This window comes from Kribbella sp. NPDC055071, from assembly GCF_053608045.1.
Map to the genome: position 1 here is coordinate 57,673 of NZ_JBSGUS010000020.1, position 24,999 is coordinate 82,671.

The window sequence follows — 24,999 nt, forward strand, 5'->3', positions numbered from 1 at the left end:
CCTCCTTTCCCGCCTCTCGGGACGGGTCTTTAAAGGACGTTCGGACCGCTTGACATGGTATCGGAAGTGACACGCCGTCTTGACGCTGGCCTCTGACCCGGAATATTGTTACTCTGTGTAATCGAGGGGGGTTTCACCAACCGAGCCGTTCCGGCGGCCCGGACTTGATCGAAACTAGTCGGAGGGAAGAACCAGCGTGCCGAGCGAATACGCGAAGACACTGGGTGGCAAGCTACGTGCCATCCGCCAGCAGCAAGGGTTGTCGCTGCATGGCGTGGAAGAGAAGTCAAAGGGTCGCTGGAAGGCGGTCGTCGTCGGCTCGTACGAGCGCGGCGATCGGGCCGTCACGGTCCAGAAGCTCGCGGAGCTCGCCGATTTCTACGGCGTGCCCATCCGTGAGCTGCTGCCAGGATCGGCCAGCGCGGCCGCTGCGGCAGCCGCACCACCCAGGTTGATCCTCGACCTGGAGGCCCTGCAACACCTCGACGCGAGCGAGGCCGGTCCGCTGACGCGGTACGCGGCCACGATCCAGGCTCAGCGCGGGGACTACAACGGCAAGGTGCTGTCGATCCGTCAGGACGACATGCGCACGCTCGCGGTGATCTACGACGAGTCGCCGACGACTCTGACCGAGCGCTTCATCTCCTGGGGAGTCCTGAACCCCGAGGCGAAGGGTGACGTCGAGGAGTCCGAGGCTGCCGGCGCCTGACGCCGTCACTGGAGGCAGCAGAGACGGTCGGGGCTCGTAGCAGCTTGCCCACGGCCGCCCGCCTTCTACCTGGCCGAACAGCCACAACTGAAAAGCCGGCCCGGGACCGTACCGAGACGGTCACCGGGCCAGACACACAACCGAACAGCTACACCACGGGTAGATCTACAACGGGGCAGCTACGCACCCGAGAGGGCTCGCCCCCCTCGCTCTCCTGAGAAGCTCAGACGCCCAGCGTCGGCTTCAACTGCAGCAGTCTGGCCAACAGTCCGTTGACGAACGCCGGCGATTCGTCGGTCGACAGCTCTCGCGCCATCGCGACCGCTTCGCTCACCGCGACCACGTCCGGCACCTGGTCGTCGAACAGCAGCTCGTAGGTCCCGATCCGCAGCACGTTCCGGTCGACCGCGGGCATCCGGTCCAGCGACCAGCCCACCGAGTGCGTCTCCAGCAGCTCGTCGATCACGTCGATGTGCTTCGCGACTCCCTCGACCAGCGCCACGGTGAACTCGTTCACCGGCGGGTCGTTGTCGGCCACCCGGTCGGCCAGGGTGGCGCCGACCGGCAGTCCCCTGACCTCCGACTCGAACAGCACGTCCAGTGCGCGCTTGCGGGCCTTGCTACGGGCAGACATGTTCTGTTGTCGACTCTCTACAGGTCAGGAGGTGACGCGGCCGAGGTAGTCGCCGGTCCGGGTGTCCACCTTGACCTTCTCACCAGTGGTCAGGAACAGCGGAACCTGGATCGTGTAGCCGGTCTCGAGCTTGGCCGGCTTCGTGCCACCGGTGGACCGGTCGCCCTGCAGGCCCGGCTCGGTGTAGTCGACCAGGAGCTCGACCGAGGCCGGGAGCTCGACGTACAGCGGGAGGTCGTCGTGCACCGCGACGATGGCGTCCTGGTTCTCCAGCAGGAAGTGGGATGCCTCGCCGACCACCTCGGGCTGGATCATCAGCTGCTCGTACGTCGACTTGTCCATGAACACGTACGCCGAGCCGTCGTTGTACAGGTACGTCATGTCGCGCTTGTCGACCGTGGCGATCTCGACCTTGACGTCGGCGTTGAAGGTCTTGTCGACGACCTTGCCCGACAGCACGTTCTTGAGCTTCGTCCGGACGACGGCGCCGCCCTTGCCCGGCTTGTGGTGCTGGAACCACACGACGGACCACAGCTGCCCGTCCAGGTCGAGCACCATGCCGTTCTTGAGGTCGTTCGTCGTTGCCACGTGGGTAAGCCCTTCGAAATCGATCAGCGGTAACAGCAGATTGTAGCGGTCAGCAGCGGTTTCCCTCGATTCGGTGATCCGATGTCGTGCTCGGCGTTGTCACGGCGTGGCCACGGCGTTGTCACAGGGGACCTCGGGCCGACTACGCTGGTGGTCCCAGGGACGACGGAGGCACCCGATGACCGGGTTCGTGATCTTCATCATCGTGTTCATCGTGCTCGGCCTGATCAGCAAGGCGCGTCAGACGGCCCGGTCGAGTGGCAAGCCGAATCCGCGCGTCCAAGCGATGATCAACCGGATCCAGGCCCAAGCCCAGCAGAACGGTGGGCCCCCGCTCGACCTCGGGCCCAAATACGCCAAGTACGCACAGAATTCGGTGCAATCTGCCGGTTACACCGGCCCTGTGCAGGCCAGCCAGCCGGGCAATCCGCCGACCAGCCAGCAAGTCGCTGCGTCGCTCAACGCTCTGTTGCAAGCGGGCCGTCAGCCGTCACAGCACCAGCAGTCGGCGCCGGTGCCGTATCAGTCCCAGCCCCAGCACCAGCCGCAATATCAACCCCAATACCAACCGCAGTACCAGCCGCCGGCGACGTGGATGCCGTCGAATCAACCGCCCGCGCACCGCCCGCCACAGAACAGCCTGCCCGCGTCGAACGCGGATCTCGACGCCCGCGTCCGCGAGCTGATGCGTACCGGCAACGAGGTGGCCGCGATCCGCCTGCTCTGCGACGAGCGCGACCTCGGCATCATCGAGTCACAGAAGTACGCCCGCAGCCTGGTCGCCCCTCCCAAGGCTAAGGTCGGCTCCGGAGCCGACGCCGATGACTATGACGGCGCCGGAGAGAGCCGGTACGTCGGTTCCGCCGCGTTCGCCACGTCGACCTTCGACCTGGATCGAGACGATGACGTCTGGGCCAGTGGTTGGGTCGACACCCCGGAGCCCGAGGACCGCTCCGACATCGACGAGCTCTGGCAGACGGTCCAGAACCCACCCCGGCCCGGAGTCACACCGGCCAACTGACACCGATGTAGCTGTGCCGCCGGGCAATCCAGAAGCCGGGCGGCAGCTCGGTGCCGATCGCGTGCGCCTGGAATGCCGGCCCGGGACCGCGTCGGTACTGCGCGTCCCAGATCCGCACCTGGTCGACCATCCGAGCCATCAGGTCTCCTGCGTCCGGACCATGACCGCTCAAACCCAACTCGCGAAACGACGGCGGACTACGCCGTACCGGACGAGAGGTCAGGTAGGCCAGGCTGTCGCGCGTCGCCGTCGCGGCTGCGCCCATGGACGGCGACGGCCGGACGCCAGCTCGTTCGCCGGCCACGACGCAGTAGCCGGGAAGAGTGGTCGCGAGCCAGAGATTCAGATCGAGGAGCGGCTCCTCGGACGACACCACGACGCCTGACCAGAGCTGCTCGCGCGGCTGATCCAGCACGCCCTCGACCGGGTGCGCGTCGGCCTCCTGGTCCTCGTCGAAGCTGAGGCTGATGTCATCCCCGAGCGGGACGAACCGTTCGTAGTACGCGCCGGCGCCCTGCATCGAGACGAATCCGCAGAGCGTCATCGATCGGCTCTCCAGCCGACCGTCCACCCGGTCGAACGCGATCGACCGGGTCTGCCCACGCGTCCGCAGCGGTACGACGATCCGCCCGCCGGCCCGAAGCTGGTCCACCCAGGCCGGCGCGATGTCCCACGCGGTCACGGTCACCAGGATCCGGTCGTACGGCGCCTGCTCGGGTACGCCGTACTCGCCGTCCACCTGAATGACGCGGACATCGCCGTACCCGGCCTGGTCGAGCAGCGTCCGCGCGCGATCGGTGACCTCGGCGTCGATGTCGATCGTGGTCACGGATCCGTCCGGCCCGGTCAGCTCCCGCAGCAAGGCCGCGTTGTAGCCGCCGGATCCGATCTCGAGCACCCGGTCGCCGGGCCGGATCGCGGCCTGTTCGAGCATCAGCGCGACGATGCTCGGCTGCGACACCGAGCTGATCGCCACCCCGGCATCGTTGCGCTTCATCAGTACGACGTCATCGGCGTACGCGATCCGCAGTGGCACGCGTGGGGTGAACAGATGGCGTGGCACGGTCCGGAAGGCAGCCGCCACCTGCTGATCGTGAATGGTGCCTTCGGCAATCAAGCGCCGCGTGAGGGTCGCACGCAACAACTTTGCCTGCATCGAGTCAATGCCGAGGGCAGCCATGAGGTGTCACACCTGCTTGTCACCCAGTGATTCGAGCAACGTCCGCAGCAGACCTGCCAGCTGACCGCGCTCGGCCGACGACAAGCCCCCGAGCAGCTCGTTCCCGGTGTCGACATGCGTCGGCAGCACGGCGTCGATCAGCTGATTCAGGCGGCCCATCCGCCCAGCCTAGTGCCCGGCCTCCGCGCGCGAAGTATCTTGGCGCTGAGTTGTTGCCATCGCCTCGGTGGACGAGGCTGAGCGGGCACAACACGGGAAACAGCGGTTTACGGTCGCCTACTAGGGCAAGTGGGTTGCCCTAACGGCTGTACTGCGGCTCGGTGCGCTCGGGTGCGGCGCCCTCGATCCTTGAACCGTGTCTACTTCAGCGCGGTTGGATGTTGCGGAACTCGTCGTGGTGCCCGGTACCCCGGCCCAGTGTCAGGTCACGGTGGCGAACCGCGGCTCAGTGGTGGAGGCCTACTCCCTGAGCCCAGTGGGGGACCTGGCCGCGTATGCGGTGATCGAGCCGGCCACGCTGTCGCTGTACCCGGATGCCGAGGGCACCGCCACTGTCACGATCAATCTGCCCCAAGAGGCCGTCGTACAGGCCGGGGACGTGCCGTTCGGGGTCCTGGTCGAGCCGAAGGAGCACCCGGCCGACACCGCCGTACCTGAAGCGCTTGTCCACGTGCAGCCGTTCAGCGACCTCACCGCGGAGCTCACGCCGCGGACGTCGCACGGCAGCCGGGTCGGGCGGCACACGCTGGCCATCGACAACCGCGGCAACCAGCCGGTGACTGTCGAGCTGGTGGGCAAGGACCCGGACGCCGTTGTCGAGTTCCGCTTCTCCCCCAGCACTGTCGAGGTCGCACCGGGCGCGGCGTCGTTCGCCAAGGTGAAGACCCGTCCGCTGGACCGGATCTGGCGCGGTACGCCGAAGACCCGCCAGTTCTCGATCATCGTCACGCAGGTGGCGCACGGCGGCCAGAAGGGCGCCACGATCACCACTGTCGACGGGATGATGGTGCAGGACCCGATCCTGCCGTCGTGGACCGGCAAAGCGATTCTCGGCGTACTCGCGGCTGCGGCCGTGCTGACCGGGTTGTGGTTCGGAGTGCTGAAGCACGAAGTCCGGTCGGCCGCCCAGCAGGCGGTCGAGAAGCCGCTGGCGGCCGTTGCGCAGAAGGCCGACGAAGCGAAGAAGACGGCCGGCGACGCGCAGCAGCAGGCGACCACTGCGCAGACCCAGGCGAACAACACCGGCAAGGCGCAGAACAACCAGCAGCAGGCGCAGACCGAACGCGAGAAACAACTGCAGGCGCAAGCCGCGGCAGCAGTCGGTACGCCGTTCTCCCGGCGCTGGCCGCTGAGCGCCAAGCCCGGCGGATCAGACCAGGCATCGTTCACCGTGCCGCAGGGCCAGATCCTGCGGATCACCGACGTGAACTTCGAGTCCCAGGGCAGCACCGGCTACCTGGACCTGCGCCAGGACAAGACCTCGCTCGGTGGTGTGGCGCCGCAGTACTTCCGCAACATCCAGGACTACCGCTACATCTCCCCGCTCGCCGAACTGACCGGCGGCCAGAAGGTCGTGGTCAACCTCACCTGCCAGGCCCCGGCACCCGGCGCAACCACCTGCGAAAACGCCATCTTCGTAGGCGGCAACCTGGTCCCGGCCCCCGTCCCGGTAAAACCAGCCAAACCCACCACCAACTGATCCCCCCAAATTCCCCTCCAGGGGAGAACCCCCCGACCGGCGTTGCGGTCGGGGGGTTTCTCGTCCCTGCCAAACCCAAAAACGCAGGAGATCAGAGCCTTCAAAACAGAAAAGAACAGGAACAGAAAGATAGTGGCTACCGAGGACCAGTCACTGAGTGAGCGTTCTGCAGGCCATCACAATCCGCGGTTCCGCTGGAGATCAGGCGTGAGTCGCCTGCTGGACGACGATTGTGATGGCCTGGAGGTCGGGGTGCAGCTGCTTTGGTGCTCGCCGGACGAACCAAGGGCGTCAATCAGCCAACTGAACACAGTCCGGTGCGCGACCTCGGCACCACCGTCGGTTCAACCACCACTGGCCGCCACCATGACACCGACCCCAGCAGGCACCCTGTGAGGGTTATTCAGAACCCTCACAGAAGAAAGCAAGAGAAAGGAAGGACAGGGAAAAAGGTAGAGTTGCTGGGCGCGTGGCGGGCTAGGTGCGTGCAGCCTGTGGTTGGCGCGTCAGGAATGCGACGACCGCGGTGCGTGAGGGATCGCGGCTGTCGAGGACCAGTCGCTGAGTGAGCGGTCCTGCAGCCCCGGGTGCGGATGCCTCGCGTGCCCGCTGAGTGGTTCGAGTCGTGGATTATGGCGCGGTGGGGCGTGTCTGGACGACCGCGATCCACGACTCGATGCCTGCACATACTCTGATCCGCCGACCACCACCGGCCCGCCCAGCCCAGCCAGGCACCCAGCACCCTCTCTATTTCTCTTTCCTGCTTTTGAGCGTTCTTGCTCTTATTCTTCTTTTTGTGGCTCTTGTTTTGGGGTGTTGCGGGTTCAGCGGTGGGCGAAGAATTCTAGTTCGGCTATGGCGGTTAGGGTGCTGCGGGTGGGTTTGGTGGTGCGGATGATTGCTATTTGGATGGAGCGGGCGTCGTTTACCGGGAGCTTGAATTTTTGGAAGGTGGCGGTGTCTTCTACCGGGAAGCGCTTGACTACCGGGGTTGAGCCTGTGGTGACGGTGATCTCGATCTCGGCGGGGCGGGGGTTGGCGACGAACTTCGGTGTTTGGTTGGAGACACCGGGCCAGATGCCGACCTCGACGAGCTTCACCGGGCGTTCGAACTGGCCGGTGAGGTATGGGACCGGCTTTGCGCCGTGGCCGACGCGGGGTGCGCCCCAGTAGGTGTTGTTCGCGCCGTCGAAGGCGAGCGCGGCTACCTGCTTGCCGGCTACGCCAGTCGCCTTGGTGTTGATCAGGTGCACCTGCTGCGGTGGTGCGATCGCGTTCTGCACGGCGTGTACCCCGCGCATCACCAGCGGGCGCTGCGGGAAGGCCAGGATGCCGCCTCCCGCGAGGAGCGCGAGTACGACGCCAACCCGCGTCGCACCGCGGAACTTGCGGCGGGCGTTGCCGGGGCGGATCCGGGTGCCGGCGGCGTAGATCCGTTCCCTGCCGAGGAATCGGCGCCACCAGGCTGTCTTCCGGATCACCTTCGCGTCGACCAGGCTGAATCCGCACTTGGCGCAGAACCGCCGGGTGCCTTCGTTCGGCATCCCGCAACTGCCGCAGATCCGCGACCCGGTCGGTACGATCACCGGCGACTTCGACCGCCGCGGCATCTTCCGCTTGACCGTCTGCGGCTGCCGAGCCCCCTGATGAGCCTCAGGCTGCCGTGCCTCCGGAGCTGGCAATGGCGTCCGTCGCCCAACCGGCTGTTGCGGTGCCTCCGCCGGTTCCGGGGTGGCCGGAGCGGCCGGAGCGGTGGTAGATCCAAGGACCTCAGCACGAACCGGCGCCGAGACGGGTGCGACCGGAGTGCTCACACCTGCTTGGGTGGGTGTGGATTCCGCCGTGGCTGGGACGGCCGCGCCCGCGGGGGTGACCTTTTCGCCTTCCCATTCGAGGAAGACGCCGCAGCGGGTGCAGAAGACGGTGTTGTCCTCGTTTTGTTCGCCGCAGTCATTGCACAGGATCATCGGAGACCTCCACGACTTCGACCCGGGCCGGCAGGTTGGCCGGCCGTAGTGCTTCGACGATGCGGTGTACGACCGCCTCGTCGGCGTTGCCCGGCACGCGGATGACGAGCCGGGGTACGTCGTCACCCGGCGGTGTCGCCTGGGCTCGCGCGGACCACGCCGTACCGCCGGATTCGGTCACCTCGGCGTCGACGCCGCACGCCAGCCGGAGCGTCTCGCGCAAGGCGGATGCGGCACCACGGGTCTGATGCAGCTCGACCGCGGCCGCGACCAGCAACCGTTGCCGGTCCGCCGGGATCCGCGGATCCGTGAAGGCCGCGACCCAGGACCCGAGCACCTCGACGAAGTCGAGCGGCGCGAGCGCAGGGTCCAGGTACGCCGGGAAGTTGTCGAGCGCGGCCACCACCGGCGCCAACGCCTCGTCGAACACCCCGGTGAGCCGGACCGCGAGGTCGTCCTCGGCATACAGACCGGGCAGGATCTCCATCAAGGGATGGGGATTGTGCAGACCGTCGACCAAGCCGCGCATCGCTACCTCCGCACCATGATCTGGTGCTCGTACGAGAACACCAGCTCCGTCCGGGCCAGGTCGATCCGCTCGACCGGCGCCTCGCTCCGCGTCCCGAGCACCGGGTCGGCCAGGAACAACCGCACGTCCTCGACCTGTTCAACCCCGCGAACCCGTTGCAGAGCAGCGTGAATGTCACCCGTCTGTACGGCGCGACCCAGCGGCCAGCCTTCTTCCCGCGGTCCACCGAACTGCGGGTGCAGCAACCGATACACCGCCGACAGCGCGGCCGGCCGGACCCGCTCCGACGACGCGTCGGCAGCAGCCTTCAGGCGCGCAACCACGGTCACCGCACGGTAGAACGGCGGCTCGATCAGCAACCGCGCACCCAGCATCCGGCGTGGCTCGAGATGCTCGGCCAACCGCTGCAACACCTCGTCCGACGGCCGTAGCGCACCGAAATCGGTCTGCGCCTCCGGATTGCCGGACAACCGCGGTACGACGAGCAGTCGGACGACGTTCGGCTCGGTCTCATCTCCGGGCACACAGTGCACGCGACCCAGCTCCGGGGCCGCCTCGCGAGCGAGCAACTCGTAATCCTCGGCCGTCACGGCCCGGGACGACGTCCGCAACGACAGCGGTCCACGTTGCATCGCATCCGCCACGTGCTCACCGTCGACCCCGCCGATCGCAGGCTTGCGATTATCGACCTCACCAACAAACGGCAGAGAGGTCTTCAAGACCCGGAGCGAGTGCGCGGCAACGTTCCCGGCCACTCCTCCCCCGATGCGGTAGCGATCGATGCGGAGTACGGCGCCCTTCGGCGGCACCACGCCGTACGACGTCATGGTGCCGTCGGGCTGCCGAACCGCCGGCCCCAGCAGGAGCTGGCCGTTCTGCCGATCCAGCGCGAAGTGCCGATCGTCGGCCGTCGACGCGGCGAAGCTGTCGACCAGCGTCCAGGTCTGCCAGCCCTCGTCCGTACCGACCCGCAGGACCTCGGGATCCACGGAGAGCGCGATCGGGCTGCGCTGCAGGGCGAAACGTTGACCCGCGCTGCCGTCGCTGCGGCCGAGCTCTTCCAGCTGGACAGCCTCGGCGTGCTCGGCGACCGTCGTACCACCGATCGTCGAGGCCTCGACGGAACGCAGCTTCGGCGACTCGCTGTAGAAGGGCTGGTCGGCGTCCGGCTCCACCAGTACGCACCGGATCCAGCCGGCGCGCTGTTGCGCGAGCACCGAGGGAACATGGCCGCGCGGGACGTGCAGCACGATGTCGCCCGGCCGGTTCAGACCGCCGGTGCCGTCGCGGTCGACCTCGCAGGCAAGCCATTCCTCGCCGTTCCAGGCCTCCCAGCGCAGCGGCGGATCGAGCGGGTCGACGCCGATACCCTCGACCTCGCAGTCGATCCGGAGCAGAACGGCGCAGGACGGGACTGCCTCGGTGAGACCGACATAGAGGGCACCACCGGGCGTCGGTGGCTCGGCGAAGCAGTCGAAGCCGACACCGTCCTGCAATTCGACGGTGCGATCCACGGCACTGCCGGTGATGTTGCCGGTGGCAACGTTCTGGAGGGAGCAGGCGACGATGGCCAGGTCGTCGACGACGCTGAAGCCGATCGCCTCGTCGTGCTCGGTCCGCAACGTCGCGACCTCGGTCCCGGATCGGACGGTGATCGTCTCGGGCTGTGCCGTGGAGAGCCAGAACGTCACGTCGGTCCGCGCCGCCGCCGGGGCGAACAACTGGATCCCGATCAGGTCGAGGAAGCGCAGGTAGTTCCGCTCCGGCACGCGATTGAGCCGGTACATCAGTTGATCGACCATCGTCGCGAACGCCTCGACCAGCGTGACGCCGGGGTCGGAGACGTTGTGGTCGGTCCACTCGGGGCAGCGCTGCTGGATCATCCGCTTGGCGTCGTCCACCAACTGCTGGAACCGCCGGTCGTCCAGATTCGGCGCGGTCAGGGTCATGCGACACCTTCGTCGGGGATCAGATAGAACGGGAACACGAGGTTGCGGGGGCTGTTGCTGCCACGGATCGTGTAGTGGAGGTCGATGTAGAGCGCGCCCTCGTCGACCTGGTCGAAGTGGACCTGGACGTCGAGCAGGTCGATCCGCGGCTCCCACCGGTCCAGCGCGATCCGGACGTCGGCGACGATCTTCCCGGCCGTGGTCGCGTTCGCGGGCGCGAAGATGTGGTCCTGGATCCCGCAGCCGAACTCCGGCCGCATCGGCCGCTCCCCCGGCGACGTGCCCAGGATCAGCCGGATGCTCTCCTCGATCTCCCGGTCCGTCCGGACCAGGGCGATCCGGCCGGTTGCGTCCGTACGCAGCGGAAACGCCCACCCGGCTCCGACAAAGTCCGAGCTCACCTCATCCTCCGATCATCACAGTCATCGCGCCCATCACGATCGGCGCACCACAGGCCGTCAAGTCCCCGATCCGCGCCGCCGGGAGGCCGCCGATCAGCACGGTCATCGACCCTGGTGGTACGACGGCCGACGGCGGGTGCAACGGGATCGCACAGACGTGCGGGGTACCGACCGTTGCGGCCGGCATCCCGCCGATCAGGACGGTCAGTACGCCGGGCGGTCCGAGCACGCCGCCATGTCCGGTGGGATCACCCACCCGTGCAGCAGGTCCAGGCATGGCTCCCCCTCAGTTGATCTTGACGAGTTGGGCCGAGATCGAGCACATCGCGCCACCGGTGATCTCGGTCGCCGCCTGCCCCTTGACACCGACCGTGGCACCCGACAGCGTCGCCTGCCCGCTGCCCTGCAGGTCCACGTTCATGCCCTTCACCTTGATGTCGCCCGCACCGCCGTCGAGCGAGATGCCGGTCTTGGCGGTCAGCTCGATCTTCTGGCCGCCGGTGATCTTCACCCCGCCCCTGCCGGCGTCGATGGCGACGCCGTCCTTGGCATCGACCACGACCCGGCCGTCGCTGTGCACGGTGATCACCGGCGCGCGGGTGCCGTCCATCGAGACCTTGAGCTTGCCGTCCCCGGTCTGCAGCCAGATCCCGTTCTTCGCAGCGCCCTCCAGCAACTCCAGCGAGTGCCCGGTCCGGCCGACCAACGCCCGTCGGTCGACCTGCCCGCTGCCACTCACCGTGGCGCTCTGGCCGGCGTACGGCTTGACGGACGTGCTGTACAAACCACCGAGGACGAACGGCGCGTCGATGTCGCCGTGCTCGAAGGCGACCAGGACCTCGTCGCCGACCTCGGGCAGCACCATCGAGCCACGGTCCTTGCCCGCACCGGGCTGCAGGACCCGGGACCAGGCCGTGCCGAAGTCGTCGCGCATCCAGGGCAGCTTGACCTTGACCCGGCCGAGCGCGGTCGGGTCGCTGACGTCGGTCACCACTCCGGTCGCGATGTCCTGCCGCGGTGTGCCGGCGGCCGCGGACACACCGAGCATCGAACGGTCCTGTTGTCCGGTGACCGCGATGGCTGTGGTGTAGCCGCTGTCGTTGTCGAAGACGTGCCGCACCCGGGACAGCGTGTACTTCCCGTCGAACGGCGCCCCAAGGTTGTTGAGGGCAATGGCTGTGCCCGCGTGCAGGTTCGGGTTACCACGGCAGACTCCCTCCACTTCGGCGAACGTGCCGGCGACCCGCTCGGCCAACGCCTTGGCCGCGGCTTCGGCGGTCGCCGACGTCCGGTGCGGAACGTGGGTGACGATCCACCCGGCCGCGCCGAACTTGTTCGCGAGGTCCAGCGGCTGAACGCCGATCTGCGCGCTGCTGGTCGCGACCGGCGCCTTGGCCACGATGGCCCGCTGGGCGCTGTCGTCCCAGCCGTGCACCTCGACGTTGGGCACCTGTCCGGCCGCGGTGACCGTCGACCTGAGGCGGAGCAGATCCGAGCCGAGCTCGAGGATCTGCGGCTGGGCACCGTCGGTTCCGCCCGGCGCGGTCGAGGCCTGCACCGGCTTGGTGAAGTTCAGCTTTCCGTTCTCCACGCCGAGGTGGTAGCCGACCCGGTCGGCCAGGCCGCGGAGGAAGTCCCAGTCGGTCTGGTTGGGTTGGCTGACCAGGTCGTACACGGTGTTGGTGGCGTCGATCGTTCCGATCGCCAGACCATTGCGGGAGGCAACCTTCTTGACGATGTCGCTGTACGTCCCCTGCAGGTAGGTCTCGGCCCGGGTGCCCCGGAGCAACCGGTGGGCGGCGTCGTACCCGCGCACGATCGTGAACGTGCCCGCACCGTCGACCTCGACCTCGAGAGCTGTCACCTCGCCGGTCATCAGGTCCAGCGGCGCGCTCTCCTCCTGCGCGTGCGCCACCAGCTTGATCTTGCTGCCGATGGTGATCCTCGACTTCGACAGCACCAGCCGGTCCGGATCGCGGAAGCGCAGCGTGAACATGTCGGGCAGGTGCAGGTTGTCATCGACCCAGACTCCGGCGACGAGCGCCATGACGTCCTCGGGGAGGGTGGCGCCGTCGACGCTGATGCCAAGGGTGCTGGTGATGTTCGGGGAGGCCATGTCAGCCCACCAGCAGTTCGTCGGCGGACGGCAGCAGGACCGAGCGGCCCGGCGTCAGGCGCTGCGGGTCGTCGATGTCGTTGGCCTCGGCAAGCTGTCGCCACAGAGCGGGGTCGCCGTACTCGGCGTACGCGACGGCGGCCAGCGTCTCCCCCTCCAGCAGGACATGGGTCCGGCGCGCGGTGAGGCTGCCGGAGGTCGGGTTCTGCTTGGCCGTCAGCGAGGGCATCTCCTGCAGCTCCACGGTGCAGGTCGCGCGGACCGGCGTACCTTCCGGGGTGAACAGGGTGTACTTCGCGCTGACGGAGGTGATGAAGCTCGGGAAGAAGTCGAGCGAACCCCAGTGGAAGACGACCAGCGGCGGGACCGGCTTGTTCTTGCCCACGCTGCTGTCGGTCGGGACGCAGCACTCGAAGAGTGACTTGACCGCCTTCACGACCGAGTCGTCCATGCTGTCGGTGGCGTCGAAGAACATCTCCAGGCTGAGCTTGCCGGGCTCCGGGCCCTGGAACTCCGGCGGTGCCGCCTTCTTCGAACCGCGAGCCGGTTCGCTCTTCCAGTTGGCGGCCTTCTTGACGGTCAGCTCGTTCGGATTGAACTGGAACGCGATCGTGCCCTTGGTCGACCCGAGGCTGGCGCCGGCCCCCTTGTTCGGCATCGCCTCGTGGATCTCCAGATAGGCCTTGGCCAGATTCCCACGCGTCACCGCACGCACCATCCCTTTGTCACCGGCCGGCTCTCCTTCCGGACCTTGCTGTCGAGGCTAGGTACGGCGGACGCCGCCGGGCAGGTGCACCAGCGCCGCACCGAGGGACCTCCCGGGTTCCCGAAAGGGCAGGCCATCTAGGATTCGTCGTACCCGCGTTCTCCTCTGGGGGTGAGAGCGACGGAGCACCCGCTCCTGACCATCCATGTCCTCGGCCCCGCCGAGCTGCTCACGCCTGCCCGCGCGGCCGTTCCACTGCGCCAGCCGCTCGCCCGGGCGCTGGCGGTCCGGCTCGCGCTGGCGCGGGGGCGGGCCGTTGCCGACGACATCTTGATTCGCGACCTGTGGGGCGACGACGACGCGGCCCGACCCGGCGGCCGGCTGCGCGTTCTCGCGTCGCGGCTGCGTGGCGCGCTCGGCGAGCATGCCCCGGCGCTGCGTCGTACGGCGGCCGGTTTCAGCCTGCAGGCAGTGCCCGCGGACCTGGACGCCGCCGAGCACGCGCTCAGTACCGTCGAGGCGATCCGACGCAGTGGCGATCAGGCCAGGCTGTTCAGCACGGCCACGGGTGCGATCGCGCTCTGGCTCGGCGATCCGCTCGCCGACCTCGAGGGCGTCCCGTTCGTCGCGGCGGAACGCCAGCGGCTCGAGTCCCTCCGGCTGGAACTCCAGCTGGTCTGGGCACAGTCTGGGTTGGCTCTCGGGCAGCCGGTCGGACCGGAGCTGGAGCGACTGGTCCGGATGCATCCGCTGCACGAACGCCTGGTCGGGTTGTCCGCGCGGGCTTTGGCCCGGAACGGCCGGCACGCCGAGGCGATGGAACGGCTGCGCGACCTACGGCTCAGGCTCGCGGATGAGCTCGGGATCGACCCGACACCGGAGATGGTCGCCCTCGAGGACGACCTGCGGAGCGGGCGATCGGCGACCTCCCGGATGCCGTTGCCGATGGCAGCGAAAACGTTCGTGGGCCGTCAACAGGAGCAGACAGTTCTGCTGGCGGAGATCCGCGAGCCTGGTCTGACCACGCTGCTGGGCGGACCGGGTGCGGGCAAGACCCGGCTGGCGCGGGAGCTCGCCGGTCGGACGTCCGACAGCGGACGGGCGGTCGCCTGGCTGGACCTGGCGCCGCTGCGTCCGGGCGACGACGTGGTGACCGCTCTCGCCGGCGTGGTAGGCGCCACCGGTGATCGGTCGATCGGTCACTCTGCGGAGCTGCTCACCGGTGCGCTACTGGTCCTGGACAACGCTGAGCACCTGGTCGACGAGATCGCGCCGATGGTCGAGACCTTGCGTTTCAAGGCGACCGATTTGTCGATCCTGGTCACCTCGCAGCGCGCACTCCGGCTGTCCGACGAAAGGGTCGAGCGGATCGGACCGCTCACCGCCGCGGCCGCCGGACAACTCTTCTGCGATCGCAGCGGCGCCGAACCCGGTCCGGCCGTGGAGCGGATCTGCGCCGCGGTCGACCGGCTTCCACTCGGCATCGAGTTGGCGGCAGGTCTTACCCGGACGCTGTCCGTCGATCAGCTCGCTGATCGGATCGACCACCGCCTGCGGTTGCTGGTCCGCGGTCTGCGGGACGCCGGGACCAGGCATATCAGTCTGCGGTCCGCGCTGGACTGGAGTCACGAGCTGCTCGAACCGCGGCTGCAGACGGCGCTGCGACGACTCTCGGTGTTCGCCGGCGGCTGCACTCCCGACGCGGCCGTCTTCGTGCTGGCCGGTGACGGCATCGAGGCCGACGAGGTCGCTGCTGTCCTCTCCGAACTCGTCGATCGTTGCTTGGTCACCCTGGACGAAGGGCGCTTCGGGTTGCTCGAGACGGTTCGCGAGTACGCGCTCGAACGACTCCAGGCAGCCGGCGAGGAAGACGTCGTACGACGGCGGCACTCGGACTGGTGCGTGGAGCTGGCGACGTCCGCGGGACCGGCCGGAGCACCCGACCAGCGCCTCGTCGACGGCGAGCCCGCGGTCGCGCGCCGGATCCGCCTGGAGGAAGCCAACCTGCTGGCCGCGATCGACTGGCTCCTGCATGGCGCGAACGACCCGGGCCGGGTCAGTGACATCGTCGCTCCGCTGTCGTGGCACTGGGGATTCCGCGGTCTGATGGTGCGGGCCCGCGGATGGCTGCGGGCGTCGCTGGCAGTCCTGCCGGCCGGATCACCCCAGCGCGCGATCGCCCTCTGGGCCTTCGAGGCGCAGAGCCGCAAAAGCGGCCGGTTCACCGATGCGCTCCAGGCCGGGCTCGAGTGCCGCGACATCTACCGATCGCTGGGCAACGATACCGGGCTGGCCCGTGCGAACCAGAGCCTTGCACTGACGAGCCTGTCCCTCGACGACGAGTACGCAACCCTGGACTACGCCCACCAGGCCGAGACACTCGCGCGGGGACTGAAGCGGTACACCACCCTCGGCGCCGCCCTGAACTGTGGTGGGCTGGCACTGCGGATGCTCGGATACCCGGCGCAGGCGAAGCGGATGTTCCAGGAGGCGTTCGAGATCTGGGGGTCGATCCGGGACGACGAAGGCCAGGTGATCGCGGCCAACAACCTGGGCGTGGTGGCGGTCCAGACCGGCGACGCTGTCGAGGGGCGGCGCCAGGCGCTGTTCTGCGTGCGGACGGCGCGCGCTATCGGCGAGCAGATCGGCATGCTGGACGGGTTCTCCCTGCTCTCCACCGTCGAGGCGGTCGAGGGCAACTACGAACGCGCGGTCCGCCTGATCGCCGTCGTACGGCACCAGCGCGAAGAGATGGGTAGCCCGATCTACCTCAGAGACGAGCTCGAAGCCCTCGCCACCGCGTGGGACCGGTGTCACGCGGCATTGGGCATGGACGCCGACCGTCTGGCCGAGCTCGCCCGGCACCAGTCCCCGGACTCCCTCGCCGCAGAGATCCTCTCCAGTTGAGTGGCCGGCCGACGCACCTGGAGGTGCATGTCCTCGGACCGTCCGAGGTGATGTCGGCTGCCCAGGAGACGCTGACGATTCGGCAACCACTGGCCCGTGCCCTGGCGGTCCGGCTGGCGCTGGCCCGGGGCGAGGCCGTTGCCGATGACATCTTGATCCGCGATCTCTGGGGTGATGAGGACGCGGCTCGTCCGACGGCCCGGTTGCGGGTGCTCGCCTCCCGGTTGCGCGGGGCCCTCGGCGGGCACGCGACGGCGCTGCGTCGTACCGCGGCCGGCTTCAGCCTGCGGGCCGAGCCGGTGGATCTGATGGCGGCCGAACGAGCGTTGACCACGGTCGACGCCGTACGACGTACTGGCGACCACGCGCGGGTGTTCACGACGACCGGTGCAGCGATCGAGCTCTGGCGTGGGGAGCCACTGAGCGACCTGACCGCCGTTCCGTACGTCGCTGCCGAGCGCCGGCGCCTCGAGTCCCTGCAGCTCGAACTCCAGCTGGCGTGGGCCGACGCCGGTCTCGCTCTTGGTCGCGCGGTCGGTCCGGAGCTCGAGCGACTCATTGCCATCCATCCACTGCACGAACGGCTGATCGGATTGTCGGCGACCGCACTGGCGCGTGCGGGTCGCCAAGCCGATGCCCTCGACCGGCTGCGGGCGTTGCGGACCCGGCTCGCGGACGAATTGGGGATCGACCCGACGCCGGAGACCGTTGCGCTCGAGGACGACCTGCGCGGGATCCGTCCGCCGACACCACGCATTCCGTTGCCCACGGCACCTAAGAGCTTCGTCGGCCGTGGTCGCGAACGGACCGCGTTGCTCCGTGATCTGGGGCAGCCGAGTTTGATCACCTTGCTCGGCGGGCCTGGTGTCGGTAAGACCCGGCTTGCCCGCGAGGTTGCCGCGCAGGCGGCTGAGCAAGGGCGGTTCGTGGCGTGGCTGGATCTGGCGCCGCTGCGTCGAGGTGACAGCCTGGTCGCGGCGCTCGCCTCGGCAGTCGGGGCCGACGGCGGTGGCGACTCGCTCGGGCACTCTGCCGACCTGCTGACCGGCGCGTTGCTCGTCGTCGACAACGCCGAACATCTTGTCGACGAGGTCGTCCCGGTGATCGACGCCCTGCGGTTCAAGGCGGTCGACCTGTCGATTGTCAGCACTTCTCAACGTCCGCTGGGTCTATCCGACGAGCAGCTTCGCAGGCTCGGATCGCTGCCCGCCGCGGCCGCGGTCGAGCTGTTCTGTGACCGCAGCGGCGCCTCGCCCGGGCCCGCGGTCGAGCAGATCTGCGCGGCGGTCGATCGACTCCCCCTCGGCATCGAGTTGGCCGCCGGTCTGACTCGTACGTTGTCGGTCGAGCAGTTGGCGGCCCGGATCGACAACCGGCTCCGGTTGCTGATCCGTGGCTTCCGAGATTCCGGGACCCGGCACACGAGTCTGCGCGCGGCGCTGGACTGGAGTCACGAGCTACTCGATTCGCCGGTGCGGACGGCGTTGCGCCGGTTGGCCGTGTTCGCCGGTGGGTGCACGCTGGATGCCGCCGAGCAGGTGCTGGTGGGTGACGAGATCGAGACCGATGGGGTGGCGGACCTGCTGGCGGTGCTGGTTGACCGTGGTTTGGTCACGATGGCGGCTGATGAGCGGTTCAGCCTGTTGGAGACGGTTCGCGAGTACGGGCTGGAGCAATTACAGGCGGCCGGCGAGGAGGCCGTCGTACGCAATCGCCATGTGGCTTGGTGTGTTGAGCTGGCCAAGTACAGCCAGCATGCGGCCACCCTGGATCAACGATTGGCGTTGCATCAGCAGGAGACCGGTCAGCGGTTGCGGCTGGAGGAACCGAACCTGATCGCCGCCATCGACTGGTGTCTTGCCGAGGGCAACGATCCGGCGCAGGTCAGCAAGATCGTCGCACCGCTGTCGTGGCATTTCCGCTTCCGCGGGTTGATGGGACAGGCCGCGGTGTGGCTGAAGGCCTCGCTGGCCGGGCTCACCGAACCCACCATGGAGCGAGCCGCCGCGCTGGCCGGTCTGTCGGCCCAGACGCGCATGTCCGGCCAGTATGCCGAGGCGTACGAGATCGGTGTGGAGAGCGCGCAGATCTACCGGTCGCTCGGTGACAAACGTGGGCTGGCGATTGCGTCACAAGGGCTGACGTTGACCAGTCTGGCGCTCGACGATCAGTACGCCGCCTTGCAGTACGGGCACGAGGCCGAGGTGCTCACTCGTGAGCTGTCGATGGGCGTCGTACTCGGTGCGTGCCTGAATTGTCTCGGGATGGCACTGCGGCAGCTGGGGTATCCGGCCGAGGCGCGCGGGTTCTTCGAGGAGGCGTACGAGGTCTGGGAGCGGATCAACGACGAACAGGGGTTGGTGATGGCCATCGGCAACCTCAGCATCCTCGACCTGCAGGCCGGGAACCTCGCTGAGGCGCGCACCGGCGTACTGCGCGCGTTGCGGACCGCCCGCACGATCGGCTACTCCACCGGGATCCTGGACTGCTTCGGCCAGCTCGCGTGCATCGCCAGCGCGGAAGGTGACCATGAGCTCGCCGTGCGGTTGCTTGCGATCTGCGAATACCAACGTGAGGAGATCGGGGCTCCGCTGTACATGAGCGACGAGGTCCGCGACCAGGCCGCCGCCTGGACGCGGAGCTTCGCTGCCCTCGGCCCCGAGGCGGCGCAACTCGCGGCCGAAGCCCGCCGCGAACCGCCTGAACACCTGACTGCCGAGCTCTTGCAGGACCCTTAGGCGCCGGACTCCCCACCGACCAGCCGCACCGCTGATGCCTTCGGCAATCCGTTGGGTTGATGGCGGGTGCGATCCAAGCGTGATGCCTTGCGGGACACCTGCTTACTCGTTTCCCGGACGGTTGGAGTGTGATCTTTCCCCTTGTGGACAAGGGCTTCTGAGCCCTCGCGGAGTTGATGAATCACGGATCAAGGCATACATTCGTACACATGTTCGACGCGGACCTGATGTCACTATCGACCACCGACCTCCTCGAGTCGGCCGTCGAACACCGCGCCGCGGCCAATCGCGCCGACACTCGCGTCCTCCAGATAGCCCAGATCTACGCCGCCCGCTACCACCCCTCCGCGTGTCCCACCCGCCCCGGCCGCAGGTCCTGCGACGGCCGCGAACGCGCCGTCGTGCTCGGTGGCGACGGCTGCCCGGAGATCGCCGAGTTCGCGATCGCCGAATTCGGCGTCCTCCTCGGCATCTCCCCCGGCGTCGCGGCCACCTTTATCGGGCAAGCCTTGGCGCTGCAGTACCGGTTCCCGTTCATCTGGGCCCGTGTCCAGGCTGGTGAGGCAACACCCTGGAAGGCACGCCTGATCGTCACCGACTGCGTGAGACTGTCCGAAGAAGCCGCTCGGTACGTCGACCGCCGGGTCGCGCCCTTGATCGACTCGATCACCCCCTACCGGCTCAACAAGATCATCAAGGCCGCCCAGCGCCACGCCGACCCCGCCCAGGCCCAAGCAGACGCCGACGAGAAGGCCCGCGAACGCGGAGTCTTCGTGGGTCCGTCCGACGAGCACGGCACGAAAACCATCTACATCAAAACCGCCGCCGGCAACGCGACCCGCCACGACGCCACCCTCAACAGCATCGCCGACGCCCTCAAAACGTTCGGCGACACCCGCCCTGTCCAACACCGCCGCGCCGACGCCGTCGGAATCATCGCCGACCCTCGCTACACCCAAGAACTCCTCGCCCAGGCCAGCGAGCACCGCTTGCAGCCGGCCAGCACCCCGGAGGCCACCGTCCCGGATGCTACTGCGGCGGAAACCACCACCACGAACCCCTCCCACCCGCTCGACACCACGCGCTCCACCCCGATCGAGCCGTTCGACCGCAGCATGCACCTAGATGAGGGCGGCGGTGAACTCGTGGACGCTGCCGCCCAGGGCGCTCTGCACGCTCGACTCGCACAGATCAAGCAGGACGCCTACACCCGCGACCGCGCGGGTGGACGGCCACGCCCAGGCAAGACCGAAATCTACGTCCACCTCACCGATACGACCCTCGCCAGAGGCACCGGAGTCCTCCGCGCCGAGGGCATCGGCCCACTCCTGGCCACCCAGCTCGCCGAACTGGTCGGCCACGGCCCGTACGTCGTCAAACCCGTCATCGACCTCAACGACGGCATCACCGTCGACGCCTACGAAATCCCCGATCGCATCCGCGAACGCATCAAACTCACCCAACCCGTCGAGCTGTTCCCCTACGGCACCCGAGAGACCAACTACAGGATGGACCTCGACCACATCCAGCCCTACAACCCCCAAGGACCACCCGGCCAAACCAACACCCAGAACCTCATACCGCTGGGACGCTTCACTCATCGGGTCAAAACCCATGCCCACGGCTGGAGAGTCCGCCGCATCGACGCCACGACGCTCGAGTGGACGACGCCTCACGGGTTCGTCTTCCGAGTCGATCCCACCGGCACCCACCCGATCCCCAAAGACACACCGAACAGCCCCGCTGTGGAGAGGCACACGTAGGTGACTGTTCAGAGAGTTGGTTACTGCGCCGCTGGGACGCCTCATCCATCGGTTGACGACACGATTGGCGCCGTCCTAGGCGCCGGTATCGATGAAGCCGTGGTGCGCGATCTCGATGGTTTCGGTGAGGACGTCGGCGGGGCCTTTGGTGAAGCTCGGGCCGGTCCAGCGGACGGGGACGACGTCGATCAGGCCCCAGCGGGCGACGACGGTGCCGTCGGTGGTCATGGCGGTGATTTGACCGGTACGGCGTTTGACGCCGGCAGCCAGGCCGGAGATCCAGCGGGCTACTCGCTCGGTCTCCTTGGTGAGGGGGCGGGTGAGTTTGATGTTCGGATACTTCAGCCTGGAAGGGATCTGGACGACGTACCCGTTGTTGCCGCCCTCGGAGCGTTGCTCGATGACGACCTCCACCCCGAGGCCCTCGCAGCTGGTGAACGCGCCGAGATCGACCTCGTCCACCTGCACCATGAAACGAACCCCGACCGCGGGCATCAGCTCGGTAGTACTCATCACCACATCCGATCCATCAAGGTGCCGGTACGATCCCGGTCCACGACCAACTCGGCCCGCAACCGGCGAGCAATCGGCTCATACAGCCGCCGAGCCAGGCCGTCTACGTCGGCGGCCGACATGGCTGCTCCTGGGGTGCCTCCGGCCGCAGCAGGTGTTCCCCCGTGCGGGGCGCCGGCTGCCGGGTGAGCGCCTGTACTGGCGTCGCCCGCGCCGACTCCTGGTGCGGATGGGATTGCAACCGACGTCGACCCTGAATCCGCGGAGTTGCTCGAGATGCTCTCTACGACGGTCGAGGAGACCAGTCCCCCGGTCTGTGCAGGTGCGTCCGGCGCTGACTGTCGGGCCACCGGGAGGGACGGCAGGCCGGTCGCTGGGGCGTCGATCGTCGGTAGGGTGCGACTTTGGGCGGCACCCGGCAGGTTCGGGGTTGGCGTCGGTGCTGCGGGTCCAGCGGGTTGTGCCTGGGTGCCTGGGGACCCGGAGCCTGGCCCGGAGGTGTCGACGGCGTGGGGTGGGAGGTAGGTGACCGGCTGGGCAGGTGCCGGTTGAGCGGAGGAGGTTGGCGGGAGGAGTTCGCTGACCTCTGAGCTCAGCGCACGGCCGCCCAAGAGTGGAACGGATGGCGCCGAGGTGCCTGCCGTCAGGTCGTTGAAGGCGCCGGTGACAACTGGCGGCACATCGAGCAGTTGGTTGCTGCTGCCAACTGCTGCGGCGGCTGGTGCTGCCGCTGCCAGGCTGCTCGGCAGGCTTGCAAGTGGGAGTGCCGGGGTGGGGACGGCTGCCGTGGGGATGACCGGGGTCGGGAGGCCGGCCAGGGGGGCACCTAAGCCGGCCCGGCGGCGGGAGAGACCAGCAGGCGCCCCTGCCGGAGCCACCGGACCGGCGGACTGGGCTACTGGAAGTTCTGACACGTCCGGAGCTGCTGCGGGGGCGATCGCGGTGGTCAGCCCATCCTGAAGAGTCGGCACACTCAGGGAACGCCGGATCCCGTCCGGGGTGGGCGCAGTCACCTGACTACCTCCCAAGCCCGCAGCCGTTGCCAATGGCAACAACCCCGACAACAACCCACCCGATCCACCCAAGCCGGCCGAGCCGCCAGCGGCACCGGCGGCACCGGCGGCACCGGCGGCACCGGCGGCACCTAAGCCGGCCAGCGCCGCACCAGCCGAACCCGAACCGCCCAGGGTCGCAGCAGCCGCTCCCGGGCCGCCTGCGCCGAGGGTCGGGACCTCTGCAGCCAGGCTCGCTAGCTGTCGGGTACCGCTCTCGGCCGCAGCGGCGAGGGGTAGCGCGGCCTGCCCGGCCGCATCCGCGCCGGCCGTTGGGGAGCTGGCGAGTGGGAGTACTGCAGGTGCTGATGCGGCTGAGGGGGTTGCGGTGGGGTTGAGCGCCGCCGCGGCCGAGAGCAGAGGGAGGTCGGGGGCAGCTCCTGGGGCTGGGGTTGAGCCGGGGGCGGATGCTGCTCGTGCTGATGCGGCCGTGGAGGTTGCGCTGGAGCTGAGCGCCGCAGCGGCCGAGAGCAGTGGGCCGGCCGCGCCGGGAGCGGATGCGGCTGGGGTTGAGCCGGGAGCGGATGCGGCTGATGGTGATGCGGTCGAGGGGGTTGCGCTGGGGTTGGGCGCCGCTGCGGCCGAGAGCAACTGGAGCGTGCGGGCGGCTCCTTCGGCTGAGGTTGCGCCGGCGGTGGACCCGGCTAGTGGTGATGCACCCGAGGCGGTTGTGCCGGGGGCGGACACCGCTGGGGTTGAGCCTGCGGCGGACGCGACTGATTGTGATGCGGCCGAGGAGGTTGCGCTGGGGTTGAGCGCCGCTGCGGCCGAAAGCAGAGGGAGGTCGGCGGCCGGTCCTTCAGCTGAGGATGTGCTCGGGGCCAAGGATCCTGGTGGTGATGCGGCCGAGGAGGTTGCGCTGGGGTTGGGCACCGCTGCGGCCGAGAGTAGTGGGAGGGCGGGAGTTGCTCCTGCTGCTGGGGATGAGGCGAGGGCTGACGCGGCTCCGGCCGGAAGTGCGGGGGTGGCCGTGAGGGTGGACGCGGTTGAGGCTAGGACTCCGGTTGAGGCTAGGGCTCCGGTTGAGGCTAGGGCCTGGGCGAAGGTTGGTTCGAAGGGGGATGCGAGTGTTGATGCGCCCGGGGACGGCGGCGCGGAGGAGGCGGGGTTTGCTGCCGGGGCCGCGGGGGTGCCGGTGGCGGGTGAGGGGGTGCGGGTGAAGGCGTTGCGGAGGGAGGAGCGGACCATCCGGGTGAGCGGGTTGGTCGGGGCCGCGTCGGTGGCGCCTGAGTCCTGGCCGGCGGCTTCGGTGGGGAGGCCGTACGGGCGGAGGTCCAAGGGAGCGTCTGTGGTTCGGGATTGGGGCGCGCCGGTGGAGACCAGGTTGGTGAGGAGGCCGGTGGGAGCCGAGGCGTCCAGCTGGTGCGTGAGGGCGCCGGTCAGGGCGGGTGAGCGCCACGAAGAGATCCAGTCGCCGCTGGGTGGCTGGAGGGTGGCAGGTGGGGTGCCGATCATCGGTCTCCCTCGGTGATTCGGCGGTTGATGCTGGAGATCTCCGCGACGAAACGCTGGCGGGTCGGGTGCTCGAGGTCGAGGATGTCGTCCAGGGGCCAGTGGAAGTGGTAGGCGACGTACGCGATCTCCTCGTGCAACCGTGCGGTCGCGTACGTCAGGATTCCCCCAGGCGCCCACCCGCGATGTCGACCGCGAACGACTGCTCGCACGACGGGCAGGTGACCGCGGCCCGGGTGTGGCCCTCGGAGTTGATCCGGCGGTAGAGGTCCTGCAGGAACGCGACGTCGGAGGCGAACATGTTCTCCACCACCTGGCCGTCGATCCTGGTCAGGTCCCCGAGCCGCGTGATCACGCGGGCCAGCAGCACGACGGTGGTGAAGGCCGGGTTCTCCTGGACGCGGGCGTCGTACAGCGGGAGCAGCTCGTCCCGCGCGGTCGCCAGTCGCATCGTGCCGGTCTTGTGCAGTACGCCGTCGCCGTCGAGATACCCGCGGGGCAGCTCGAAGTCGAACTCGGTCCGCAGCGCCGGCGCGGGCTCGGCGACCGGCGGCGCCGCCGGGGCGGGCGCGGATCCGGGATCCGCGTCCGCCACGAGCGCCGTACCGTGGGAGCGACGCATCAGGCGTACTCCATCTCATCCCAGCAGACGGTGAACTTCTCGGTCAGTGCCTCGGTCGAGCCCGCCTTCAACGCACCGCCGAGCTCGACGTCCTTGATCCAGCAGTTGCGGAAGTTGAGCCGCTTCAGCGGCTGCCCGTCGGAGGTGTAGATACACACCTCGGCGGTCTTCCGGGCGCCCTTGATGTCGCCCTGCATGACCGACTTCAGCCAGTCGGTGACGGTCTTGGAGTCGGTCAGGCCACGGGTGACGGTGAACTGGCCGACCTTGGTCCGGCCCATCACCTGGCGGGCGACGAACTTCCCGTCCTTGGCCTGCTCGTGGTAGGTGACCATGTCGACCTCGGCCTTGAGGCCGGCCACCTCCATCACGAACGGGACCTCGACCCCGTCGATCGAAACGCTGAACGAGTACGCGGTCGCCATGTCCATGGCGTCGGCGAGCGGCATCAGA

The 24,999-nt window shown here is 68.4% G+C and carries 22 protein-coding genes; 6 read left to right on the plus strand and 16 right to left on the minus strand.

Going from position 1 to position 24,999, the window contains the following annotated elements; genetic code table 11:
* The first annotated feature begins 196 nt into the window (after positions 1 to 196).
* Entirely contained in the window at positions 197 to 709 is a 513-nt protein-coding gene (gene bldD, locus ACWF4Z_RS29235) for a transcriptional regulator BldD (protein ID WP_026163359.1), read from the plus strand.
* Positions 710 to 932: 223 nt separating this feature from the next.
* Here bldD and nusB read toward each other — a convergent pair whose 3' ends face one another.
* Together nusB and efp are read right to left on the minus strand one after the other, a co-directional pair.
* A complete protein-coding gene (gene nusB / locus ACWF4Z_RS29240) occupies positions 933 to 1,343 on the minus strand; it encodes a transcription antitermination factor NusB (protein WP_452246369.1) in 411 nt (136 codons plus the stop codon).
* Between the two features lie 24 nt (positions 1,344 to 1,367).
* Positions 1,368 to 1,931, minus strand: coding sequence for an elongation factor P (gene efp / locus ACWF4Z_RS29245; protein ID WP_452246370.1), 564 nt, complete (start codon positions 1,929 to 1,931; stop codon positions 1,368 to 1,370).
* Positions 1,932 to 2,109: 178 nt separating this feature from the next.
* Here efp and ACWF4Z_RS29250 point away from each other — a divergent pair, with 178 nt between their 5' ends.
* A complete protein-coding gene (locus ACWF4Z_RS29250; protein ID WP_452246371.1) occupies positions 2,110 to 2,952 on the plus strand; it encodes a hypothetical protein in 843 nt (280 codons plus the stop codon).
* On the opposite strand, the gene fxlM is transcribed toward ACWF4Z_RS29250, so the two are convergent.
* Together fxlM and ACWF4Z_RS29260 are read right to left on the minus strand one after the other, a co-directional pair.
* Positions 2,936 to 4,132 carry a methyltransferase, FxLD system gene (fxlM, locus tag ACWF4Z_RS29255; RefSeq protein ID WP_452246372.1) on the minus strand — a complete coding sequence of 399 codons (1,197 nt, stop codon included), beginning with the start codon at positions 4,130 to 4,132 and terminating at the stop codon, positions 2,936 to 2,938. The genes ACWF4Z_RS29250 and fxlM overlap by 17 nt on opposite strands.
* Positions 4,133 to 4,138: 6 nt before the next feature.
* The gene (locus ACWF4Z_RS29260; RefSeq protein WP_452246373.1) at positions 4,139 to 4,291 is read right to left on the minus strand and encodes a hypothetical protein; all 153 of its coding nucleotides are present in this window, start codon (positions 4,289 to 4,291) and stop codon (positions 4,139 to 4,141) included.
* 196 nt (positions 4,292 to 4,487) lie between these two features.
* Here ACWF4Z_RS29260 and ACWF4Z_RS29265 point away from each other — a divergent pair, with 196 nt between their 5' ends.
* The gene (locus tag ACWF4Z_RS29265) at positions 4,488 to 5,831 is read left to right on the plus strand and encodes a COG1470 family protein (RefSeq protein WP_452246374.1); all 1,344 of its coding nucleotides are present in this window, start codon (positions 4,488 to 4,490) and stop codon (positions 5,829 to 5,831) included.
* A gap of 824 nt (positions 5,832 to 6,655) precedes the next feature.
* Here the strand turns inward: ACWF4Z_RS29265 and ACWF4Z_RS29270 are convergent.
* Genes ACWF4Z_RS29270 through ACWF4Z_RS29300 form a run of 7 tightly spaced genes read right to left on the minus strand, consistent with a single transcriptional unit; the run spans position 6,656 to position 13,499 of the window.
* Positions 6,656 to 7,798, minus strand: a complete 1,143-nt coding sequence (locus tag ACWF4Z_RS29270) for an NADase-type glycan-binding domain-containing protein (RefSeq protein WP_452246375.1) — start codon at positions 7,796 to 7,798, stop codon at positions 6,656 to 6,658.
* Positions 7,782 to 8,327, minus strand: a complete 546-nt coding sequence (locus tag ACWF4Z_RS29275) for a phage tail protein (RefSeq protein ID WP_452246376.1) — start codon at positions 8,325 to 8,327, stop codon at positions 7,782 to 7,784. Before ACWF4Z_RS29275 ends, ACWF4Z_RS29270 begins: the two co-directional genes overlap by 17 nt.
* A gap of 2 nt (positions 8,328 to 8,329) precedes the next feature.
* A complete protein-coding gene (locus ACWF4Z_RS29280) occupies positions 8,330 to 10,276 on the minus strand; it encodes a putative baseplate assembly protein (protein ID WP_452246377.1) in 1,947 nt (648 codons plus the stop codon).
* Complete coding sequence (locus ACWF4Z_RS29285; protein ID WP_452246378.1) at positions 10,273 to 10,677, minus strand: GPW/gp25 family protein; 405 nt, start codon at positions 10,675 to 10,677, stop codon at positions 10,273 to 10,275. The genes ACWF4Z_RS29280 and ACWF4Z_RS29285 overlap by 4 nt, the downstream gene beginning before the upstream one ends.
* 1 nt (position 10,678) lies before the next feature.
* The gene (locus ACWF4Z_RS29290; protein WP_452246379.1) at positions 10,679 to 10,954 is read right to left on the minus strand and encodes a PAAR domain-containing protein; all 276 of its coding nucleotides are present in this window, start codon (positions 10,952 to 10,954) and stop codon (positions 10,679 to 10,681) included.
* 9 nt (positions 10,955 to 10,963) lie between these two features.
* Positions 10,964 to 12,793, minus strand: coding sequence for a VgrG-related protein (locus ACWF4Z_RS29295; RefSeq protein WP_452246380.1), 1,830 nt, complete (start codon positions 12,791 to 12,793; stop codon positions 10,964 to 10,966).
* Between the two features lies 1 nt (position 12,794).
* Entirely contained in the window at positions 12,795 to 13,499 is a 705-nt protein-coding gene (locus ACWF4Z_RS29300) for a CIS tube protein (RefSeq protein ID WP_452246381.1), read from the minus strand.
* 171 nt (positions 13,500 to 13,670) lie between these two features.
* On the opposite strand from ACWF4Z_RS29300, the gene ACWF4Z_RS29305 reads away from it, so the two are divergent.
* From ACWF4Z_RS29305 to ACWF4Z_RS29315, 3 genes are all read left to right on the plus strand, one after another.
* Positions 13,671 to 16,406, plus strand: a complete 2,736-nt coding sequence (locus ACWF4Z_RS29305; RefSeq protein ID WP_452246382.1) for an ATP-binding protein — start codon at positions 13,671 to 13,673, stop codon at positions 16,404 to 16,406.
* Positions 16,403 to 19,144 carry an ATP-binding protein gene (locus tag ACWF4Z_RS29310; protein WP_452246383.1) on the plus strand — a complete coding sequence of 914 codons (2,742 nt, stop codon included), beginning with the start codon at positions 16,403 to 16,405 and terminating at the stop codon, positions 19,142 to 19,144. Before ACWF4Z_RS29305 ends, ACWF4Z_RS29310 begins: the two co-directional genes overlap by 4 nt.
* Before the next feature lie 209 nt (positions 19,145 to 19,353).
* Entirely contained in the window at positions 19,354 to 20,907 is a 1,554-nt protein-coding gene (locus ACWF4Z_RS29315) for a DUF222 domain-containing protein (protein ID WP_452246384.1), read from the plus strand.
* 75 nt (positions 20,908 to 20,982) lie between these two features.
* Here the strand turns inward: ACWF4Z_RS29315 and ACWF4Z_RS29320 are convergent, their stop codons facing one another.
* The 5 genes from ACWF4Z_RS29320 to ACWF4Z_RS29340 all read right to left on the minus strand — a co-directional run bounded on the left by ACWF4Z_RS29320 (position 20,983) and on the right by ACWF4Z_RS29340 (position 24,995).
* On the minus strand, positions 20,983 to 21,420 hold the full coding sequence (locus tag ACWF4Z_RS29320; RefSeq protein ID WP_452246385.1) for a phage tail protein: 438 nt from the start codon (positions 21,418 to 21,420) through the stop codon (positions 20,983 to 20,985).
* A complete protein-coding gene (locus ACWF4Z_RS29325) occupies positions 21,420 to 21,542 on the minus strand; it encodes a hypothetical protein (RefSeq protein WP_452246386.1) in 123 nt (40 codons plus the stop codon). Before ACWF4Z_RS29325 ends, ACWF4Z_RS29320 begins: the two co-directional genes overlap by 1 nt.
* Positions 21,543 to 23,923: 2,381 nt before the next feature.
* A complete protein-coding gene (locus ACWF4Z_RS29330; RefSeq protein ID WP_452246387.1) occupies positions 23,924 to 24,136 on the minus strand; it encodes a DUF6760 family protein in 213 nt (70 codons plus the stop codon).
* Positions 24,082 to 24,546: a hypothetical protein gene (locus ACWF4Z_RS29335; protein ID WP_452246388.1), complete on the minus strand. Its 465-nt coding sequence runs from the start codon at positions 24,544 to 24,546 to the stop codon at positions 24,082 to 24,084. The genes ACWF4Z_RS29330 and ACWF4Z_RS29335 overlap by 55 nt, the downstream gene beginning before the upstream one ends.
* Positions 24,546 to 24,995, minus strand: a complete 450-nt coding sequence (locus tag ACWF4Z_RS29340) for a phage tail protein (protein WP_452246389.1) — start codon at positions 24,993 to 24,995, stop codon at positions 24,546 to 24,548. The genes ACWF4Z_RS29335 and ACWF4Z_RS29340 overlap by 1 nt, the downstream gene beginning before the upstream one ends.
* Positions 24,996 to 24,999: the final 4 nt, after the last annotated feature.

Excerpts from the sequence above, each read along its gene's own strand:
- ACWF4Z_RS29295 (WP_452246380.1), bottom strand. The coding sequence starts at position 12,793 with ATGGCCTCCCCGAACATCACCAGCACCCTTGGCATCAGCGTCGACGGC.
- ACWF4Z_RS29280 (WP_452246377.1), bottom strand. The coding sequence starts at position 10,276 with ATGACCCTGACCGCGCCGAATCTGGACGACCGGCGGTTCCAGCAGTTG.
- ACWF4Z_RS29340 (WP_452246389.1), bottom strand. The coding sequence starts at position 24,995 with ATGCCGCTCGCCGACGCCATGGACATGGCGACCGCGTACTCGTTCAGC.
- ACWF4Z_RS29320 (WP_452246385.1), bottom strand. The coding sequence starts at position 21,420 with ATGAGTACTACCGAGCTGATGCCCGCGGTCGGGGTTCGTTTCATGGTG.
- ACWF4Z_RS29270 (WP_452246375.1), bottom strand. The coding sequence starts at position 7,798 with ATGATCCTGTGCAATGACTGCGGCGAACAAAACGAGGACAACACCGTC.
- ACWF4Z_RS29290 (WP_452246379.1), bottom strand. The coding sequence starts at position 10,954 with ATGCCTGGACCTGCTGCACGGGTGGGTGATCCCACCGGACATGGCGGC.
- ACWF4Z_RS29250 (WP_452246371.1), top strand. The coding sequence starts at position 2,110 with ATGACCGGGTTCGTGATCTTCATCATCGTGTTCATCGTGCTCGGCCTG.
- ACWF4Z_RS29275 (WP_452246376.1), bottom strand. The coding sequence starts at position 8,327 with ATGCGCGGCTTGGTCGACGGTCTGCACAATCCCCATCCCTTGATGGAG.
- ACWF4Z_RS29335 (WP_452246388.1), bottom strand. The coding sequence starts at position 24,546 with ATGCGTCGCTCCCACGGTACGGCGCTCGTGGCGGACGCGGATCCCGGA.
- ACWF4Z_RS29325 (WP_452246386.1), bottom strand. The coding sequence starts at position 21,542 with ATGTCGGCCGCCGACGTAGACGGCCTGGCTCGGCGGCTGTATGAGCCG.
- ACWF4Z_RS29315 (WP_452246384.1), top strand. The coding sequence starts at position 19,354 with ATGTTCGACGCGGACCTGATGTCACTATCGACCACCGACCTCCTCGAG.
- fxlM (WP_452246372.1), bottom strand. The coding sequence starts at position 4,132 with ATGGCTGCCCTCGGCATTGACTCGATGCAGGCAAAGTTGTTGCGTGCG.
- nusB (WP_452246369.1), bottom strand. The coding sequence starts at position 1,343 with ATGTCTGCCCGTAGCAAGGCCCGCAAGCGCGCACTGGACGTGCTGTTC.
- ACWF4Z_RS29260 (WP_452246373.1), bottom strand. The coding sequence starts at position 4,291 with ATGGGCCGCCTGAATCAGCTGATCGACGCCGTGCTGCCGACGCATGTC.